The organism is Thermostichus sp. OS-CIW-26 (assembly GCF_054058395.1).
In genome coordinates this window covers 1-18,252 of record NZ_JBSSAG010000047.1, presented here as the reverse complement: position 1 = coordinate 18,252, position 18,252 = coordinate 1, and the positions used below count along the sequence as shown (strand labels likewise).

The 18,252-nt window shown below is 57.9% G+C and carries 10 protein-coding genes; 5 read left to right on the top strand and 5 right to left on the bottom strand.

From position 1 onward, the window contains the following. Positions 1 to 113 precede the first annotated feature (113 nt). From ACVW0C_RS13290 to ACVW0C_RS13270, 5 genes are all read right to left on the bottom strand, one after another. The gene (locus ACVW0C_RS13290) at positions 114 to 1,790 is read right to left on the bottom strand and encodes an NAD+ synthase (protein WP_457385857.1); all 1,677 of its coding nucleotides are present in this window, start codon (positions 1,788 to 1,790) and stop codon (positions 114 to 116) included. 49 nt (positions 1,791 to 1,839) lie between these two features. After that, positions 1,840 to 2,634: a sensor histidine kinase gene (locus tag ACVW0C_RS13285; RefSeq protein ID WP_457385856.1), complete on the bottom strand. Its 795-nt coding sequence runs from the start codon at positions 2,632 to 2,634 to the stop codon at positions 1,840 to 1,842. A gap of 262 nt (positions 2,635 to 2,896) precedes the next feature. Further along, on the bottom strand, positions 2,897 to 5,341 hold the full coding sequence (locus ACVW0C_RS13280; RefSeq protein ID WP_457385854.1) for a PAS domain S-box protein: 2,445 nt from the start codon (positions 5,339 to 5,341) through the stop codon (positions 2,897 to 2,899). Between the two features lie 206 nt (positions 5,342 to 5,547). Next, positions 5,548 to 7,419: an excinuclease ABC subunit UvrC gene (gene uvrC / locus ACVW0C_RS13275; RefSeq protein WP_414418784.1), complete on the bottom strand. Its 1,872-nt coding sequence runs from the start codon at positions 7,417 to 7,419 to the stop codon at positions 5,548 to 5,550. 614 nt (positions 7,420 to 8,033) lie between these two features. Continuing rightward, entirely contained in the window at positions 8,034 to 8,249 is a 216-nt protein-coding gene (locus ACVW0C_RS13270; protein ID WP_414329292.1) for an IS630 transposase-related protein, read from the bottom strand. 285 nt (positions 8,250 to 8,534) lie between these two features. On the opposite strand from ACVW0C_RS13270, the gene ACVW0C_RS13265 reads away from it, so the two are divergent. The 5 genes from ACVW0C_RS13265 (at position 8,535) to ACVW0C_RS13245 (ending at position 18,143) form a co-directional block, all read left to right on the top strand. After that, the gene (locus ACVW0C_RS13265; RefSeq protein ID WP_457385853.1) at positions 8,535 to 13,142 is read left to right on the top strand and encodes a glutamate synthase-related protein; all 4,608 of its coding nucleotides are present in this window, start codon (positions 8,535 to 8,537) and stop codon (positions 13,140 to 13,142) included. Between the two features lie 104 nt (positions 13,143 to 13,246). After that, entirely contained in the window at positions 13,247 to 14,338 is a 1,092-nt protein-coding gene (acsF, locus tag ACVW0C_RS13260) for a magnesium-protoporphyrin IX monomethyl ester (oxidative) cyclase (RefSeq protein ID WP_414412625.1), read from the top strand. Between the two features lie 47 nt (positions 14,339 to 14,385). Continuing rightward, the gene (locus ACVW0C_RS13255) at positions 14,386 to 15,861 is read left to right on the top strand and encodes a site-2 protease family protein (protein ID WP_414523049.1); all 1,476 of its coding nucleotides are present in this window, start codon (positions 14,386 to 14,388) and stop codon (positions 15,859 to 15,861) included. Between the two features lie 113 nt (positions 15,862 to 15,974). Continuing rightward, the gene (locus ACVW0C_RS13250; RefSeq protein ID WP_457385851.1) at positions 15,975 to 17,021 is read left to right on the top strand and encodes a tetratricopeptide repeat protein; all 1,047 of its coding nucleotides are present in this window, start codon (positions 15,975 to 15,977) and stop codon (positions 17,019 to 17,021) included. Positions 17,022 to 17,273: 252 nt separating this feature from the next. Next, positions 17,274 to 18,143, top strand: a complete 870-nt coding sequence (locus tag ACVW0C_RS13245) for an O-linked N-acetylglucosamine transferase family protein (protein WP_457385849.1) — start codon at positions 17,274 to 17,276, stop codon at positions 18,141 to 18,143. Positions 18,144 to 18,252 lie beyond the last annotated feature (109 nt).

Below are 18,252 nucleotides of genomic sequence, written 5' to 3'. Positions count from 1 at the left end.
GACTTTTGACCAGCAAACCTATATGGAGGAGGGCTTTCCTCTCGACACCAAGCCTGCGGCTATGGTGCGGGCCTCCAGCCCGAAAATTTGGTGAGGGTATCCCACTAGTTCCATTAGATGATCCCTTCCTGCCGCTTGGCGATTGGCATCCGCCAGCCGGTGCCGAAGGCGCGATCGGTAATGCGTAGCCCAGGGGGAGCTTGGTGTCGCTTGAACTCGGCTTTTTGAACCAGCCGCAGCACCTGCTGCACGATGTCGGGATCGAACCCTTGAGCCACCAACTCGGGGCCGGATTGATGCTGCTCGATGTGCCGCTGCAGGATCTTGTCCAGCAAATCGTAGGGGGGCAAGCTGTCGCTATCTTGTTGGCCGGGTCGCAATTCTGCCGAGGGGGGCTTGGTCAGCGTAGCAAGCGGGATCCGCTCCTGCTGTCGGTTGATCCAGCGGGCCAAGCGGTACACCCAGGTCTTGGGCACATCGGAAATCACCGCCAGGCCGCCGGACATATCCCCGTAGATGGTGCAGTAGCCCACTGCCAGCTCTGATTTGTTGCCTGTGGTCAGCAGCAGCCGCCCGAACTTGTTGGAAAGGGCCATGAGGAGGGTGCCGCGAATGCGAGATTGCAGGTTTTCTTCCGTGATGTCTGGGGGGAGGCCGGCAAAGGGCTCTGCCAAAAGCTGGTGGTAGCTCTCCATGATGGACTGAATCGGCAGCTTCAGGGTCGGGATCCCCAGGTTTTGCGCCAGTTGGTAGGCGTCGGTCAGGCTGCCAGGGCTGGAATAGGGAGAGGGCATGAGCACCCCCAGCACCCGCTCCGGCCCCAAGGCATCAGCAGCAATCACAGCAGTGACGGCAGAGTCGATCCCTCCCGACAGGCCCAATACCACCTCGCGAAAGCCACATTTGCTGACGTAATCGCGGGTGCCCAAAACCAACGCCTCGTACAGCTCAGCTTCCGGCTCGGTCGGCCAGCGGGATCCCGCGGTCGGTGGGCTCTGGTCTGGGTTGGGAGACTGCGTCAACTCGTCCACATCCAGGATGAGGTGATCCGGCTGAAAGGCAGCCGCTTGGGCCACAACCCGACCCCGGCGATCCACGGCACAACTGGCCCCATCGAAGATGAGATCGTCGTTGCCCCCCACTTGATTGACGTAGAGAATGGGCAGGGCGTGCTTGCGGGCCAGGGATCCCAGCATCTCCACCCGCAACTTCTGTTTGCCCAGGCTGAAGGGGGAAGCCGAGAGGTTAATCAGCAGGTCGGCACCGCAGCGGGCCATCTGTTCCACCGGATCCCAGTGGTAGCGGCGGTGCTGCCAAAAATCGCGGTCGTTCCAAATGTCTTCACAAATGGTAAAGCCCAGGCGGCGGCCACGGTACTCGATGGGTTGGGGCTGGGATCCCGGCTCAAAATAGCGATCTTCGTCGAAGACATCGTAGGTGGGCAAGAGCGACTTCTGGAACCAATGGCGGATCTGGCCCCCCTCCAGCCAGGCAGCAGCATTGTAAAGGGGCCGACCCTCAGGCAGAGGATTGGGCTGCACGGATCCCACGACTACCGGAATGCTGGCCTGTAACCGGCTGGCCAAGTGCTGCAAAACCTGGCTTGCCCTCTCGACCAGGGCCGGATAGAGCAACAAATCGCGGGGTGGATATCCCAGCAACGCCAGCTCGGAGGTGATGGCCAACTCTGCTCCCGCCGCCGCCACTGCCTCAACCGCTGAACGGATGCGCTCGGCATTTCCGCTTAGATCGCCGACAGTGTAGTTCAACTGCAACAGCGCTACCTTCACCCTGCCCCCCATATGGTAAATCTCACCATAAGTGGCCCAAACCGAATCGTCAACAAGATTCTGCTGCGGGCAAGCGAAGAATAAACGTGGTTTGGTGGGCAGTGCTTTCCACCTGCAAAGAGCCGCCCAAGTGGCTGGCAATGGCTTGGGCCAGAGCCAATCCCAAGCCTGTTCCCCCCTGCTGCCAGGGATCCGAGTGGGGGATGCGATAAAACTGCTCGAAAATGCGTTCTTGTTCTTCGAGGGGAATGGTGGTGCCCGTGTTGGTCAAGCGCAGCTCCCAGCGGTCGGAACCTAAAGCAACAGCCTCTAGGACAATGTGTTCGCCGGCGGGCGTGAATTTGTGGGCATTGGTCAAAAGCTCACAGACCAAGCGTTCCAACAGGCGAGGATGGGTGTGCAGATAGGGCAGGTGGGGATCCCAGTGAACTTCTAGGGTTTGCTGCCGCTTGCGCATCTGGTCTTGGAACCGATTGATGAGAGGTGCCAAAAGGAAAGGCAAGTTAACCTTCTCAGAGGGCAGCGTAAGCCTATCGCCCAACAAAGTTTGTAGATCCAGAAGATCGTTAATTAGGGAGATCTTTCGCTTGCACTCCTGCTCCAGAACCTCAAGATACTGGATTTGCTTGGGGGTGAGAGGAGAAACTTGATGGCTCAGTTTCAGCAGGTGAACCGAGAGGCTAATGCTGGTAAGGGGAGTGCGCAGCTCATGGGAGACGGCGGCCAGGAAGTTATCCCTAATTTGGCTGAGTTTTTTCAATTCCGTCACCTGAGCCTGGCTGCTGAGGTAGAGCCTGGCCTGTCGCAGGGCAATCGCGCACTGGGCCGCCATTTGCTGGGCCAAATCGATTTCCCAATCGCTAAAACTGATACATTCACGCTGAACTCTCCTGAACATGGTTCAGGAAAGAAGCGATCGCATCCTGCCTATCTCTGTTCGCGTCAGCGGGACGGAGTCCAAACAGGAAGGCGGTATCCCGCAAAGCCCTGAGGAATACCCCCCGAGCGCTTTCCCCCTTCACTTCCCGGCAACCGTTGCGGTGGACTCAAGGATCAGGGGGAAACTTGGTCTACTATATCCCTCTCAATGACTTTTGCCAAACCGCCTAAAGCTCAGTAAATTCAGCAAAGTTCAGGGTTTTGGGGGTTAGAGGCATGCTCTCCTCAGGAGGCCGAGCCAGCCACAGATCCCCAAGAATGCCCTGATCGTCCGCAATGGGGCAGGCCAGCTTGGTCAGATAGGGGGGCAGAGTGTTGGGATCCCGTTGGCGATCCCGAGCGCACAGTTGAAAGCACCAGCCTCGCCATAGCTGTTCGTAGAAGAGGGGAAAATCTCTCATCCAAACCCGAGCCCCGACCCCAGAGGTCGAAAGCGTCGTGTATTCATAGCTGATCAGGGAGTAGGTTCGGCGGCTATCGTAAAGGCCGACATTGCAAAAAAGAACGCCCAAAAATTTCCCCAGCTCGTTCACAACCGTCTGCAAGATCTGCTTTTCGTCCAGAGTTGCCCGTATCTGATGGGTAAGGCGGCGCAGAATCGATTCAAACTGCAGACTGCGTTCCAGTTGCTGGGTTCGCTGTTGCACCAGAGCTGTTAACTCAGCTTCTCGCGTTTGCTGGGCCAGCTCCAAACGCTTACGCAGGGTGATATCGCGCACCAAAACAATGGCCTCATCCGGCCCAAAGGGCAACAGACGTGCCTCACGATATTCCGGCAATGCTTCCGCAGTGTCTTGAGAAGTTTTGGGAAGCGGATATTCAATAACCTGAATTTCTCCCGTTTGAAAGGCTTTCTCCAACAAGGGAGCAAAGTAGATTTTCCAATGCTCTGGAAACAGATCCTGAATGTACTGGTTAGGATAGCGGTCATCGGGATAGGCCGATGCAAATCCTTTGGGGGGCTTGTAGGACAGGATTAGCCCTTGCCGATTCACTTGCAAAAGCATATCTGGGATCGCTTCGTAAAGAGCGCGGTAACGTGCTTCGCTGCGGGCCAGATCGGCCAAACTTTCTCGCAGGTGAGTTTCGGCCCTTTTTCGCTCGGAAATATCTTCTAGAAATTGGATGGCAAACAGAGGCTCGTTTTGAGCGTTTCGCACTACAGACAGTTGCAGGCGAACCCAGATCTCTCTGCCATCTTTACGGCGGATCGCCTTTTCATATTCATAGTTGCTAGCGTATCCGGCAATCAATTCATTCCAGAGTATCTCGCCCCGTTCTCGATCTTCAGGATAGGGGGTGTAATCTTCCGCTTTCAGAGCTGACCAATCTTCCTCGCTGTACCCTGTAATCTCTGCCATTGCCGGGTTGAGGCTGAGATACCGGGGATCAGGATCCAAGCTCATCAGAGCAATCCCTTGGCTACAGAAGTTGAAGATCCCTTGTAGCTGGTTTTGGATTTTATCAAGGGCGAATTTGACAGATCGGTGCTCGCTGATATCATCCAGGAAGTGAACGGCAAATAGAGGCTTTTGTTCTTCATCTCTCACAACATAAATCTGAGACTTTACCCAGATGATTTGGCCATTCTTACGGGTGTAGGGATGTTCCCATTCATAATGACTGCGCCGGCCATCAACCAACTCCTGCCAAAGTTTTTTTAGAGTTTCAACATCGGCCAAGTCTGTGATACAAGCCTCCAGAGGCAAAGCCTTCAATTCCTCTGCAGAATATCCTGTTATATCCTTGAGGGCTGAGTTCATGCCATGCGGACTAGCTTCTGGCTCAAGAGGCAGCAGAGAAATGCCCAAATTGCAGGACTCCACAATTCCCCAGAATCGCTGTTGAATCTCCAACAAGGCCAGCTCTAGCCGCTTGCGCTCGGTGATATCTTGAATGCAGCCAAGCACGCAATCTGATCCGTGGGGAACCACGCAAACTTGCTGGTGACGGAGCTCCCCTGCTGAGTTGGTTAGGGGAAACTCTAGAGTTTGCCGGGATCCGCTGCTCAAGCAACGGTCAATCAGCCTCTGCAGTTGATCGCCAACCTCAGGGCCGAACAGCTCTTGCACTGCTTTTCCCTGAAGGTGCTCTGCTGGGAGTGAGGCAACACAAGCATTCTCCGAGGAAGAAATCAGCTCCAGGCATTGGCCTTCTCGGCTAAAGATCATTAAGGCTTGTGGGATAGCACAAACCAACCTTTTGTAGCGGAGTTGGCTCTCTGCAAGCGCTTGTTCAGCCTGCTTCCGCGCCGTGATATCTTCCACATACCCCTCAAAACAGAGGGGATCCCCTGCTGGATTGCGGACGACTTGAATTTGTTCTCGCACCCACAAGTCCAAGCCCTTGCGACTGTGGATCAAAAACTCTTGCGCCACTCTCCCGTCGCCGACTTTGCCTGCAAGCAAATCCTGGAAAAACTGGCGACGACCGGCAGCGTCAGCATAGAGATGATGGCCAAAATCCGACAGATGGCGCATCAAATGGGCAGAGGAAGTATAGCCATATATCTCGGCAAGCTTGGCATTGGCAAACCGGTACCGTCCCTGCAGATCCGCACGAAAGATCCCGATGGGAGCATTCTCCAGGAGCACATCGAGTCCGGCCAGCATCAGGATCCCCTATTGGCAAGCAGTACCAGGGCACTAAGAACGCCTGACCCTGAGATTATGTATCATTTTTGCTTTGAGCGATGTTTCCCGCACTACAAGTTCCCCCCTAACCCCGTAAAATCACGGGCGAGGAAGGGTGCTCAGGCTTCTGTGGATATCACCCCACCGAGTGCTGGGGGAGCAGGGATCCCTGCGCGGATTCTCAACTACTCCACCTGCGCTGTCTCCGGGGATTCCGCCTGAGTTTCTGGGTGAAAGTAGCGGTAAATCTGTCGGGCAATCTTCGGGCCAATGCCGGGCACTTGAGCCAACTGGTCTTCTGAGGCCACCTGAATGCGGGCAATCGACCGAAATTCTTCCATCAGCAGCTTTTGCCGATACTTGCCTAGGCCGGGGATCTCGTCCAGCGTAGAGGCATGTTGACGCGCTTTCCGTTGCTGGCGATGAAAGGCGAGAGCAAATCGGTGGGCTTCATCTCGCAGGCGTTGCAACAACAAGCGAGCCGGATCTTGGGCCGGCAACCGCAGGGGCACAGGATCCCCCGGCAGAAAGATCTCTTCTTCTCGTTTGGCCAAGGCAATCACCGGCAGGTGATCCAGCCCTAAATCTGCCAAGACGGCCATGACTGCCGACAACTGCCCCTTGCCCCCGTCGATGAGCACCAAATCCGGCTGATCCTCAGGGGTCATTTTGCTGAAGCGACGCCGGGCCACTTCTGCATGGCTGGCAAAATCATCGGAGTGACCGGGGCGCACCTCAGGGTTGCGAATCTTGTAGCGGCGGTAGTGCTGTTTGGCAGGCAGGCCATCGATAAACACCACCTGACTGGCCACAGCATCGGATCCCTGGATGTGGGAAATATCGTAGGCTTCTAGACGGCGGGGCACATCCGGCAAATCCAAGACTTCTGCCAAGCGCTCCAAGGCCGCGGCATCCCGATCCGCCAAGCGCTGAGTGCGGGTTAGCTCCAGTTGGGCATTCCGCTCAACCAACTCGATCAGCTCGGCTTTGCTCTGCCGTTGGGGGGCAACAAGGCTGACCTTGCGGCCTTTTTTCTGACTCAGCCAAGACTCCAGAAAATCGTGATCGGGCAATTCATACTGGGTCAAAATCTCAGAGGGAATTTCCACCGGATCGCAGTATTGATAATGCTCTTGTAAAGCCCGCTGCAAGATAAGGCCTGGGTCGTCACCGCGGTTTTCGGCCACAAACCCCAGCCGCCCCACCAACTTGCCTGCCCGCACCTGAAACAATTGAATGCAGGCTCGTGAATCATTCATGGCCAAGGCCAGAGCATCACGGCTGACGGTAGAGTTAGGCAAAGAGACCTTCTGGGATTCTCCCAATTGTTCCAAACCGCGAATTTGATCCCGATATCGTGCGGCTGCCTCGTAATTTTCCTGTTCGGCGGCCTGGATCATCTTCTCCTGCAGCTCTCGGATCAGCTCATCTGTCTGGCCTTGGAAGATCATGGCCACTTGAGTCAGCGTTTTGCGATACTCTTCTGGGCTGATCAAGCCTTGGCATACCCCGGGGCAGCGCCCAATGTCGTAGTTCAAACAGGTGCGATCTTTGTACAGAGGTTTGGGCCGTTGGCGCAAGGGAAAAATTCGTTTGACCAACCCAAGGGTATGGCGCAACAGGCCAACATCGGTGTAGGGGCCATAGTATTTGTCTTGATTCCGATCAAGGCGACGATGGCGGGTGATGTAAAGCTGGGGATAAGGCTCCGACCAGGTAATACACAAATAGGGATACTTTTTATCGTCCTTAAGGAGAACATTATAAGGGGGCTGATGGGTCTTAATCAGATTGTCTTCTAGGGCTAGGGCTTCACTTTCATTGTCGGTTACGATAAACTCGATCTCGCAAACCTGAGCTACCATGCGCTGAATGCGAGGGGACAGGTCGCCGGTGAAGCGGAAATAAGATCGCACTCGAGAGCGCAATTTCTTGGACTTGCCTACATAGAGGATCTGATCCGTGGCATCTCGCATTAAATATACGCCGGGTTCAGCAGGAATCTCCTTGAGACGGCTCTCTAGAACGTCACGGCTGTGAATCAGAGGGACGGTCATAAAGTTCAGTTCTACCGGGTAGAGTCAGGGATCCCATGACTTCAATCTAGCAAGGATATGGCTTTTCTCGGCAACACTGACTCCAATCCATGTGGAGACACAGTCATTCTGAACAATCATTCTGAACAAGTTTGGGAAGCTCGTCCTGCTTTCAAGCTCCAACCTGCTAGCACAAATGGCAATAGCTCGTCGCATCGCAGGATCAAAGTACCTCTTTTGACGGGTAGACCTCCATGATTTGGGAAGAATAAGTTGATTTGTGATTAACATAATTTTGTCCAGAGTTCTGGTAGTTCATTTACATAAGATATAGCAGCAATGGAAAGTCGCTTAAGTTTATTAACTAGGGATATATTGACTTCTGAGACAATCTTTTGAGTAGATTCAGGTATAAATTGCCTGTGGCAATCCTGGCATCGATAATGCCGCTTTCCATTATGGATCTTGTCGTATCTAAGTTAAAAGAATGACGGTTTGGGCAAGTCAGCATGAGCTTACTCAGAAACACGAAAAATCTAGGGTAATAGTATCATTGCTCCCAGAGCACCACCAGTATAGTCAATAGGGCAAGGGCTCCGTCCCGCTGGCGCGACCCGAATCTCTGAGCTCTATCCTTACAATTGAGCTCCTGGATCCTGGCCTATGTCTTGCTGCAGGGCGGCCAAGTCTATCTTTGGCTTCTGGGTCTTGACTTTTGTCGGCCTGAGGTCTTCTAGGTTCAGCCAGCGATAGACCGTTGCACGCCTGACTTTGTACATCTGTTGTACATCTGTGGGGTTGCCCTCTTCCTGGACATACCCTACGGCTGTCTCCCTACCGCAGTTCTCCACAGGGCCAGTTGCCAGCGAGCGGAGCCGGTGTGAGCTGGCGCATTCGCCCTAGCTTTCTCAGATCGTCCGCAGTCCGTCGGGGAAAGCTGCAGAAGAAACTCGAAAAATCTGTTCATGGCGAGCTTTTTTGTCTTTACTTCGCTGAGCCGATTGCCCCAACGGTTGCCTTGTTGGCAAGAGCCAGCCGTGACTTGAGACTGCCCCCCTTTTCCTGTCGGATTGGAGTGCGATATGCTGGTTTTCCACCTCTGAAAGCGTGATTTATTCCAAACTGTTTTTACTCCTATGAATCCCCATCCCTCTCAGGTCTCGGCCCCTATCCTGCAGGAAAACTGGCACTTTCAAGAGCGGGATGCTTGCGGGGTCGGCTTTTTGGTGGATCAGCAGGGGAGAGCCAGCCACGACCTCTTGCAGAAAACCCTTCAGGCCCTCACCTGTATGGAACATCGGGGTGGCTGTGGCGGCGACGGCCAGAGCGGTGATGGGGCGGGCATTGCAACGGCAATCCCCTGGTCGCTGTTGCAGGCAGAGAGGGAAGAAATTCGAGCTTGGGATCCCACTCACAGCGCGGTGGGGATGGTCTTTTTGCCTCAGGATCCTGCTGAGTGTCAGGCGGTGCAGCAGGTGATCGATGAGTACTTGACCACCACCGACTGGCAGCGGGTGGTTTGGCGGCAGGTACCGGTCAATCCCAATTGCCTGGGGCCGATGGCGCGGCAGACCATGCCCTCCATTTGGCAGATGCTCCTCACCCATCCCACGCTGGAAGGAGACGAGCTAGAGCAGCAGCTCTATCTGTTGCGGCGGCGCATTCGGCGGCGGGTAGAGGCTCGGTTTGGCTTTTATGCTCTGTATTTTGCCTCTTTGTCCTGCCGGGTTGTCGTTTACAAAGGCATGGTGCAATCGTCGGTTCTGGGCCAGTTTTATCGAGATCTGCAAAACCCCCTCTACACCACCACCTACGCCACCTACCACCGCCGCTTCAGCACCAATACCCTGCCGCGTTGGTCGCTGGCTCAGCCTTTCCGCTACCTCTGCCACAACGGCGAGATCAACACCTACCTGGGCAATGTCAACTGGATGGCCGCCCGCGAACAAACCCTTTCCCATCCCCGCTGGGGTACAGCGGTCGAGGATCTGAAGCCGATTATTGACCCGGGCACCAGCGACTCAGCAGGTCTGGACGCTGTGTTTGAGCTGTTGATTCAGTCGGGCTACTCCACTCAGCAGGCGATGATGGTGCTGATCCCGGAAGCCTATCGCAACCAGCCAGAACTGCAGAATCACCCGGAAGTGGTGGATTTCTACGAGTTCTTCGGCGGCCTGCAGGAGCCTTGGGATGGCCCGGCGATGGTGGTTTTCTGCGACGGCAAAACCATCGGGGCCACGTTGGATCGCAATGGCCTGCGCCCAGCCCGCTACGCTCGCAGCCGCGATGGTCTGCTGGTGGTGGCCTCGGAAGCTGGCGTGGTTCCTCTGCCGGAGACCGACATTTTGGAAAAAGGGCGGCTAGGCCCGGGGCAGATGCTGACGGTGGATCTGCAGAGCGGGCAAATCTGCAAAAACTGGGAGATCAAAACCCAGGTGGCAGCCCAGCACCCCTACGGCGAATGGCTCAAAGCCCATCGCGTTCAGCTCAGCACCCAAGGCTTTGAAAATACCCCTCACCTCTCGGAAGAACAACTGTTACAAGCCCAAACCGCCTTCGGGTACTCCTCAGAAGATGTGGAGATGATCATCGAGGAGATGGCGGCTACGGGCAAGGAGCCCACCTTCAGCATGGGGGACGATGCACCGCTGGCTGTGCTGTCCACCCAGCCTCATCCCCTCTACGACTATTTCAAGCAGCGCTTTGCCCAGGTCACCAACCCTGCCATCGATCCCCTGCGGGAGAGCCTGGTGATGTCTTTGGATGTGTATCTGGGATCCAAGGGCAACCTGCTGGAGATCCGCCCTGAGCATGCCCGCCTGTTGCAGTTGCGCAGCCCGGTGCTCAACGAAGCGGAGCTGGCCGCTCTGCAGCATACCCCTTTTCCCTGCCACACGCTCCCGATTCTCTATCCGGTGGCTGCCGGCCCAGAAGGACTGGAGGTCCAGGTACGGGCCCTCTGCCAGCAGGCGGCTCAGGCAGTGCGGGGGGGAGCTGAGATTTTAATCCTCTCGGATCGCGGCCTTGATGCTGAGCAGGCTCTGATCCCACCTCTGTTGGCGGTGGGCGCCATCCACCATCACCTCATCCAGGAGGGGCTGCGCCTACGCGCTTCCCTGGTGGTGGAGACTGCCCAATGCTGGAGCACCCACCACTTTGCCTGCTTGATCGGCTACGGGGCCAGCGCCGTTTGTCCTTATCTGGCCTATGAAGCTGTGCGGCAGTGGTGGCACAAGCCCAAGACGCAAACCCAGATGGCTGCCGGCAAGTTGCCCCAGCTTTCCCTGGCCGAGGTGCAACTGAAGTACCGCGCCGCCATTGAGGCAGGGCTGCTCAAGATTCTTTCCAAAATGGGCATTTCTCTGCTCTCCAGCTACCACGGAGCGCAGATTTTCGAGGCCATTGGCCTGAGCCAAGAGGTGATCGATCTGGCCTTCCGCGGCACGGTGTCGCGGGTGGGAGGCATGACGCTGGCGGATCTGGCCCGCGAGGGCATGGTGAATCACCAGCGGGCCTTTCCCGAACTCACCTCGAAAAAGCTGGAGAACTTTGGCTTTATCCAGGCGCGGCCCAAAGGCGAATACCACATCAACAGTCCAGAAATGGCCAAACTGCTGCACAAGGCCATCGAATCGGGTCAGCCTGCCCACTATGAGATCTACAGGGCGCACCTGCGCAGCCGCACCCCCACCGCGTTGCGAGACCTGCTGGATTTCCGCAGCGACCGGGATCCCATTCCCTTGGAGGAAGTGGAACCGGTGTCGGAGATTTTCAAACGCTTTGCCACAGGTGGGATGTCCTTGGGGGCCCTCAGCCGCGAGGCCCACGAGACCCTGGCCATTGCCATGAACCGCATCGGCGGCAAGTCCAACTCCGGTGAAGGCGGGGAAGATCCGGAACGATACCTCCCCATCACCGATGTAGGCCCAGATGGCACCTCGGCCCGCTTTCCCCACCTGAAGGGACTGCGCATGGGGGACAACGCCAGCTCGGCGGTGAAGCAGGTGGCCTCGGGCCGCTTTGGCGTGACACCGGAGTATTTGCTCAACGCGCGGCAAATTGAGATCAAAATTGCCCAGGGGGCCAAGCCGGGCGAGGGCGGGCAACTGCCGGGCAAAAAGGTGAGTCCCTACATTGCCAAGCTGCGCCGCTCCAAGCCGGGGGTGACCTTGATCTCGCCGCCGCCCCACCACGACATCTACTCCATCGAGGATCTGGCGCAGTTGATCTTCGACTTGCACCAGGTAAACCCCCAGGCACAGGTGTCGGTGAAGCTGGTGGCGGAGGTGGGCATCGGCACGGTGGCGGCAGGAGTAGCCAAGGCCAACGCCGACATCATCCAAATCTCCGGCCATGAAGGGGGCACAGGGGCTTCCCCCTTGAGCTCCATCAAACATGCCGGGGCACCTTGGGAGTTGGGCCTGGTGGAGGTGCATCATACCCTGCTGGAAAACGGCCTACGGCAGCGCTCCATCCTGCGGGTGGATGGCGGCATTCGCACGGGTTGGGAAGTGGTGATGGCGGCCATGCTGGGGGCAGAAGAGTTTGGCTTTGGCACGGTGGCCATGATTGCGGAGGGGTGCATCATGGCGCGGGTGTGCCACACCAACAACTGCCCTGTGGGAGTGACCAGCCAGAAGGAGGAGTTGCGCAAGCGCTTCCCCGGCACGCCAGATCACGTGGTGACCTTCTTCACCTTTGTGGCGGAGGAGGTGCGCCAAGTCTTAGCGCAACTGGGCTACCGCTCTCTGAAGGAGGTGATTGGACGAGTGGATCTGCTCTGTCCGCGGGCCGATGCCGTTCTGCAGAAGACCCAATCCTTGAACTTGGAGTGTCTGCTGCGAACTCCCCCCGGTTTTGATCCCAACACCCTGCCCGACTGGTTGGAGCATGAGCCGGTGCATTCCAACGGCCCGGTGCTGGATGAGCAGATCCTGGCTCAGCCGGAGGTGCAGAAGGCGGTGGAAACCTGCGGCACGGCCACGGTGGAGATCCCTATCGCCAACACCGACCGCTGCGTAGGCGGGCGCATTGCCGGAACCTTGGCCCGCTTGTACGGAGATACCGGCTTCGCCCAACAGGGGGGGCAGTTGGATCTGCGCTTTGTCGGCAGCGCCGGCCAGAGCTTTGGCGCTTTTACACTGGCGGGGATGCGCCTGACCCTGACAGGAGAAGCGAATGACTACGTGGGCAAGAGCATGTGTGGCGGCGAGATCGTCATCCTGGCTCCCCCTGAGGCGCCCCGCGATCCGGCGGAAAATGTAATCCTGGGCAACACCTGTTTGTACGGGGCCACGGGCGGATCCCTGTTTGCCAACGGCCAGGCGGGGGAACGCTTTGCGGTGCGCAACTCGGGAGCGCAGGCGGTGATCGAGGGATCCGGCGACCACTGCTGCGAGTACATGACCGGTGGGGTGGTGGTGGTGCTGGGGCGGGTGGGCCGCAACCTGGGAGCGGGGATGACCGGCGGCCTGGCCTATGTGCTGGATGAGGAGGGCAACTTCCCCGCCAAGGTCAACGGGGAGATCGTGCGCATTCAGCGGGTGCAGACAGCAGCAGCAGAGGCACAACTGAAGAGCCTGATCCAAGAGCACTATCGCCGCACCCATTCCCCCAAAGCGGAGCGCATTCTGCAAAATTGGGAATCCTATTTGCCTCTGTTTTGGCAGGTGATCCCGCCTTCGGAGGAGGGCAGCGAGCTGACGGATCCCTTGCGATCCCAGCCGCTGGCAGTGGAGTCTTAAGGATCTCTCAGAGCCTACCGGTAACACTTCTTATCCCCACGACGGCCAGAGAGGCTGGTAAACTGCGAGAGTATACCTGGCCTTTTCATCCGCTTTAAATCACTATGAGTCCCAGTTTGCAAGCTGCTCAAACTCAAGCGCGAGTGCCCACCGAGACCATCCTGACGCCGCGCTTCTACACCACCGATTTCGAGGCCATCGGCAAAATGGGCTTAGGGGATCGAGAGGCCGATTTCCGGGCCATCCTGCAGGAGTTTCGCGCCGACTACAACCGCCATCACTTCGTCCGGGGTGAGGAGTTCAACCAAGACTGGGAAAGCCGCCTGGATCCGCAGGCGCGCCGGTTGTTTGTGGAGTTCTTGGAGCGCTCCTGTACAGCCGAGTTCTCCGGTTTTCTCCTCTACAAGGAGCTGTCGCGCAAGCTAAAAGAGACCAACCCCGTTTTGGCCGAGTGCTTTGCCCTGATGAGCCGCGATGAGGCCCGCCATGCCGGCTTTCTGAACCGCGCCATGGGCGACTTCAACATGGCCTTCGACCTGAGCTTTCTCACTAAGCACAAGTCTTACACCTATTTCGCGCCGCGCTTCATCTTCTATGCCACCTATCTCTCGGAGAAGATTGGCTACTGGCGCTACATTCTCATCTACCGCCACCTGGAGGCCCACCCCGAGGATCGCGTTTACCCCATCTTCAACTTCTTCAAGAACTGGTGCCAGGACGAGAACCGCCACGGCGATTTCTTTGCGCTCATGCTCCTAAGCCAGCCGCGGCTGCTCAAGGGATGGGTGGCCAAGCTGTGGTGCCGTTTCTTCTTGCTGTCGGTGTTCGCCACTATGTACCTCAACGATGTGGGAGAGCGCCCCGATTTCTACCGCCTCATCGGGCTGGATCCCCATACTTATGACATGGAGGTAATCTACAAGACCAACCGCGAGGCGGCCAAGGTGTTTCCGGTGGTGTTGGATGTGGAAAACCCTGAGTTTGTGCGGCGGCTGCAGAAGTGTGTGGCCAACAACGCTAAGCTGAGGGAGATTGCCCGGGGATCCGGCCCCTTCAAGGGTTTGCGCAAGCTGCCCCTCTACTTGGATAACTTCTATCAGTTTTTGCGGCTGTTCCTCCTGAAACCTCGGAAAGCTGGCTTCTACCTGTGGGAGCAGCCGGAGCCCCGTTTTGAAGGAACGGCTGTTTCTGCTTGAGCCGTCTTGCCCTCAGCTTGGTACCCGTACAGCCTCATAGGTCAGCCATGAACATTGCCGCTGAGATTACGCCGCTCTTTTTGCTGGGAACGCTGGCCTTTTTGGGTTGGGGCTTCTGGAGAGCCCGTCGGCGGGGATCCTTAGCCGTTTGGGTGTGGTTACAGGGATCCCTGCTCTTGTTGCCGTGGGTGGTTTTCCTGGGGCTGCTGCTGCTGGGGATCTACCTCAATTTTGCAGGCTTCCTGGTGTTGCTGTTGGTCTTTACAGGGCTTTACATTGCCGTGGGGCGCAAGACCCGCCAGTTGGCCCAGCAGGAGCTGCAGGCCCGTCGCGAGCAGTTGGCTCGTCTGGAAGAGCAGGGGGAAGCCCCTTCGGCAGGGGAGGCGCCTTTGGAAGCGCCTGCGGTTCTGCAGCGGATCTCGGCTGAGGATCTGCAGGCCATTCAGTCTATTTTCGGCCTCGATACCTTTTTCGTCACCGAGACCGTCCCCTATGGGGAAGGGGCGATTTTTAAGGGCAACCTGCGCCAGGAGGCGGAGGTGGTGGTACCCCTGCTGGTGGAGAAGCTCAAAGAGCAGGTGGGCAGTCGCTACCAGCTCTTTTTGGTGGAGGATCCGGCGGAAAAGCCGGCGGTGGTGGTCTTGCCGGATCCCATCGTCAATTACCGCGCTTCCGTGGGGGCGCAGATCCTGGCGGGGGCGTTGCTGGTCTTCAGCTTCGTCGCCACGTTGGAGGTGGGAGCCAATCTCTTGGGCTTCCGGCTGTTGGATGCGCCGGGGCGCTGGGTGGAAGCCCTGCCGGTGGCGGCCGGGATCTTCGCCATCTTGCTGGTGCATGAGACCGGACACCGCTGGATGGCGGGCAAGTACGGGGTGCGCCTCAGCCCTGCCTTTGTTATCCCCAGCTTGGGCATTGGCACGCTGGGATCCCTAAACCGCATCCAATCGCCGGTGCCCAGCCGCAAGGCCCTCTTCGACATTGCCTTTGCCGGCCCGGCAGCGAGCGGGATCCTGTCGCTGCTGGTGCTCTTGGCTGGCCTGAAGCTCTCCGGCTCCGAGGGTCTGTATGTGCCCACGGAGATCTTCCGCAGCTCCATCCTGGTAGGCACCCTAGCGCGGCTGGTGCTGGGATCCCAGTTGCAGGCGGAGCTGGTTCCCATTCATCCTTTTGTTGCCGTGGGCTGGATTGGCCTGGCAATCACCGCCTTGAGCCTGCTGCCGGCAGGGCAGCTGGACGGGGGTCGCATTGTGCAGGCGGTGTACGGGCGGAAGACGGCGGCCCGCGCCACCTTCATCACCCTCATTGCCCTGGCGGTCGCTTCCTTTAGCAACGTCTTGGCCCTCTACTGGGCGCTGCTGATCCTGTTCATCGCCCGCGAGCCAGAGCGTCCACCGCAGGATGAGATTACTGAAACCGACGGTCAGCGGGATGCTTTGGCATTGCTGGCCCTCTTTTTGATGGTCATGACCCTGTTGCCGATTGCTCCGGCCTTGGCGGGCTTTCTCAATTTCCCCAACGGCTGATGGGGTAGAGGCCCAGGATCCGCCGGCGAGAGGAGCTCACTGTGTCTGGACCGGGGAAAGGCTTTGGCCTAGGCAGAGCTGGAAAGGACAGAGGAGAGCACCTGCAGCGTCTGTTGGCCCAAGCCGTTCGCCATCACCAGGCAGGGCAATGGCCACAGGCTGTCTCACTTTACCAGCAGGTGCTGCAAGCCCAGCCCACCCACCCCGAGGCACTGCACCTCTTGGGGGTCTGTCGGCAGCAACAGGGATCCCTGGACGACGCGATTGCCCTGATCCGGCAGGCCCTTGCCCACCAGCCCTGGTTTCCCGACGCCCACTTTAATTTGGGAATTGTTCTCAAGCAGGCGGGGCAGCTGGCGGAGGCGAAAACTCACCTGCAACTGGCCCCAGAGCAGGGGGGGCCGGACGCGGAAGTTTTGTACCAGCTGGGGCTGGTGCTGCGGCAGCAGGGGGATTTGGAGGCGGCCCTTGTCCCCTTGGGACAGGCCCTGGAGCTGCAGCCGGACTTTGCCGATGCCGCCTACACCCTGGCCATCCTGCTGCGGGATTGTGGCCGGGAGGAGGAAGCGGCGGAGCTGTTCTACCAACTCTGGCAAGCGGATCCCGCCGACTTGGCCGCGGCCCTGGGCTGGTGTGTTAGCCAGTTGCCCTTGCTGTACGCCTCGGCAGACCAAGTTTCCGTGGCTCGGGAGCGCTACCGCCAAGCCCTACAACAGGTGAAGGGCCGCTGGGAACACCTGCCGCGGGATCCCGAAACCCTGGAGCGAGCAGCTGCCGGGATCGGCTCCGTCCAACCCTTCTTTTTGCCCTACCAAGGCCAGAACGACCGCGATCTGCAGCAGCTCTACGGATCCTTGGTGAGGGACGTGATGGCGGCCCGCTATCCCCAGCCCTCCGTCCTCTGGCAGCGACATCCTGGCCGAGTGCGGGTGGGCATTGTCTCCGGCCTGTTTCGGGATCACTCCGTTTGGAAGATCCTGACTCGCGGCTGGGTAGAAGCCCTGGATCGTGCTCAAGTGGCCCTCTACGGCTTCCACACCTCGGTCATCCAAGATGAGGTCACGTGCTCCCTGCCCCCTCGTTTTGAGCACTTTGTGGCCGGATCCCGCAGCATAGAAGAATGGCAAGCGGCTATTCGAGAGCATGACTCTAGTCAATAATAAGCTCAACTATACTGAAAATAATGTATAATATGTTCAGTATGGATTACTACCAGTTGATCTTTCTGTTTACTTTCGAGTCTGCCAACATGGTAGCCAAAGCAAAGCAGAAAATTGGTAGTAAGACGACACGGAAACTGCGCTTTGGGTATTCTACTCAAAGCTTTGCGGGATACCGCCATTCTGGTTGGAAACAAACAGAATGCTATCGCTGCATAGTTGAACAGTGATGTTCAGCAGTGTTCAGCGTAAATGTATCAGGCACAGCTGGATGTGCTCCTCTACCCGGAAGTGGGCATTGACCCGGTCTGTGCCCAACTGGCCGCCCTCCGCTTGGCGCCGGTACAGGCGATGGCCTGGGGCCACCCGCAAACTTCTGGCCTGCCGACAATAGACGTTTTCCTCAGCAGCGAGCTGATGGAGCCGCCGGACGGGGCCGGCCATTACACTGAGCAGCTCCTGCCCCTGCCTGGCATCGGCACCTACTATATTCCCCTAGAAGTTGACCCCGCCCCTGTGGACTGGCAAGCTTGGGGGGTGGATCCCGACAGGGTGCTTTACCTCTGCGCCCAATCCCTATTCAAGTACTTACCTCAGTACGACGAGGTGTTCCCTCGCATCGCCCGGAAAGTGGGGAAGTGTCAATTTCTATTTTTGCGGGGCCGCCTCTCCCAAGGGATCCGCGAGCGCTTTTGGCAGCGGCTGCGACGAGCCTTTCAGGCCTATGACCTAGCTGCCGAAGAGTATGTGGTGCTCCTACCGGAACTCTCGCCTGCAGAATATGCCGCCTACAACGCCCTGGGGGATATTTACCTGGATAGCCTCGGCTGGTCAGGGGGCAACACCACCCTGGAAGCCCTGCCCCACGGCCTGCCCATCGTCACCTTGCCCGGATCCCTGCTGCGGGGCCGCCACACCTACGCCATCCTGCAGCAGATGGGGATCCTGGATACCATCGCCCACACCCTCGATGAATACGTCCAGATTGCCAGTCAGTTGGGCTTGGATCCAGAGTGGCGAGAGCAAATGGGCCAACAGGTGAAGAGGCGCCAGGAGCGCGTCTACCGAGATCGGACTCCCATCCGCGCTCTGGAAAAGTGGTTGCAAAGTCTAAAGACGTAAACTACCCGGCTCCGACCGCTAAGCGGTACGGAGCGGGCTTTCAGTAGCCCTGAGCCTGTTCTGCTCTACCAGAGAACAAAACAGGCCCGAACCTCTAGGCTGGTTTACG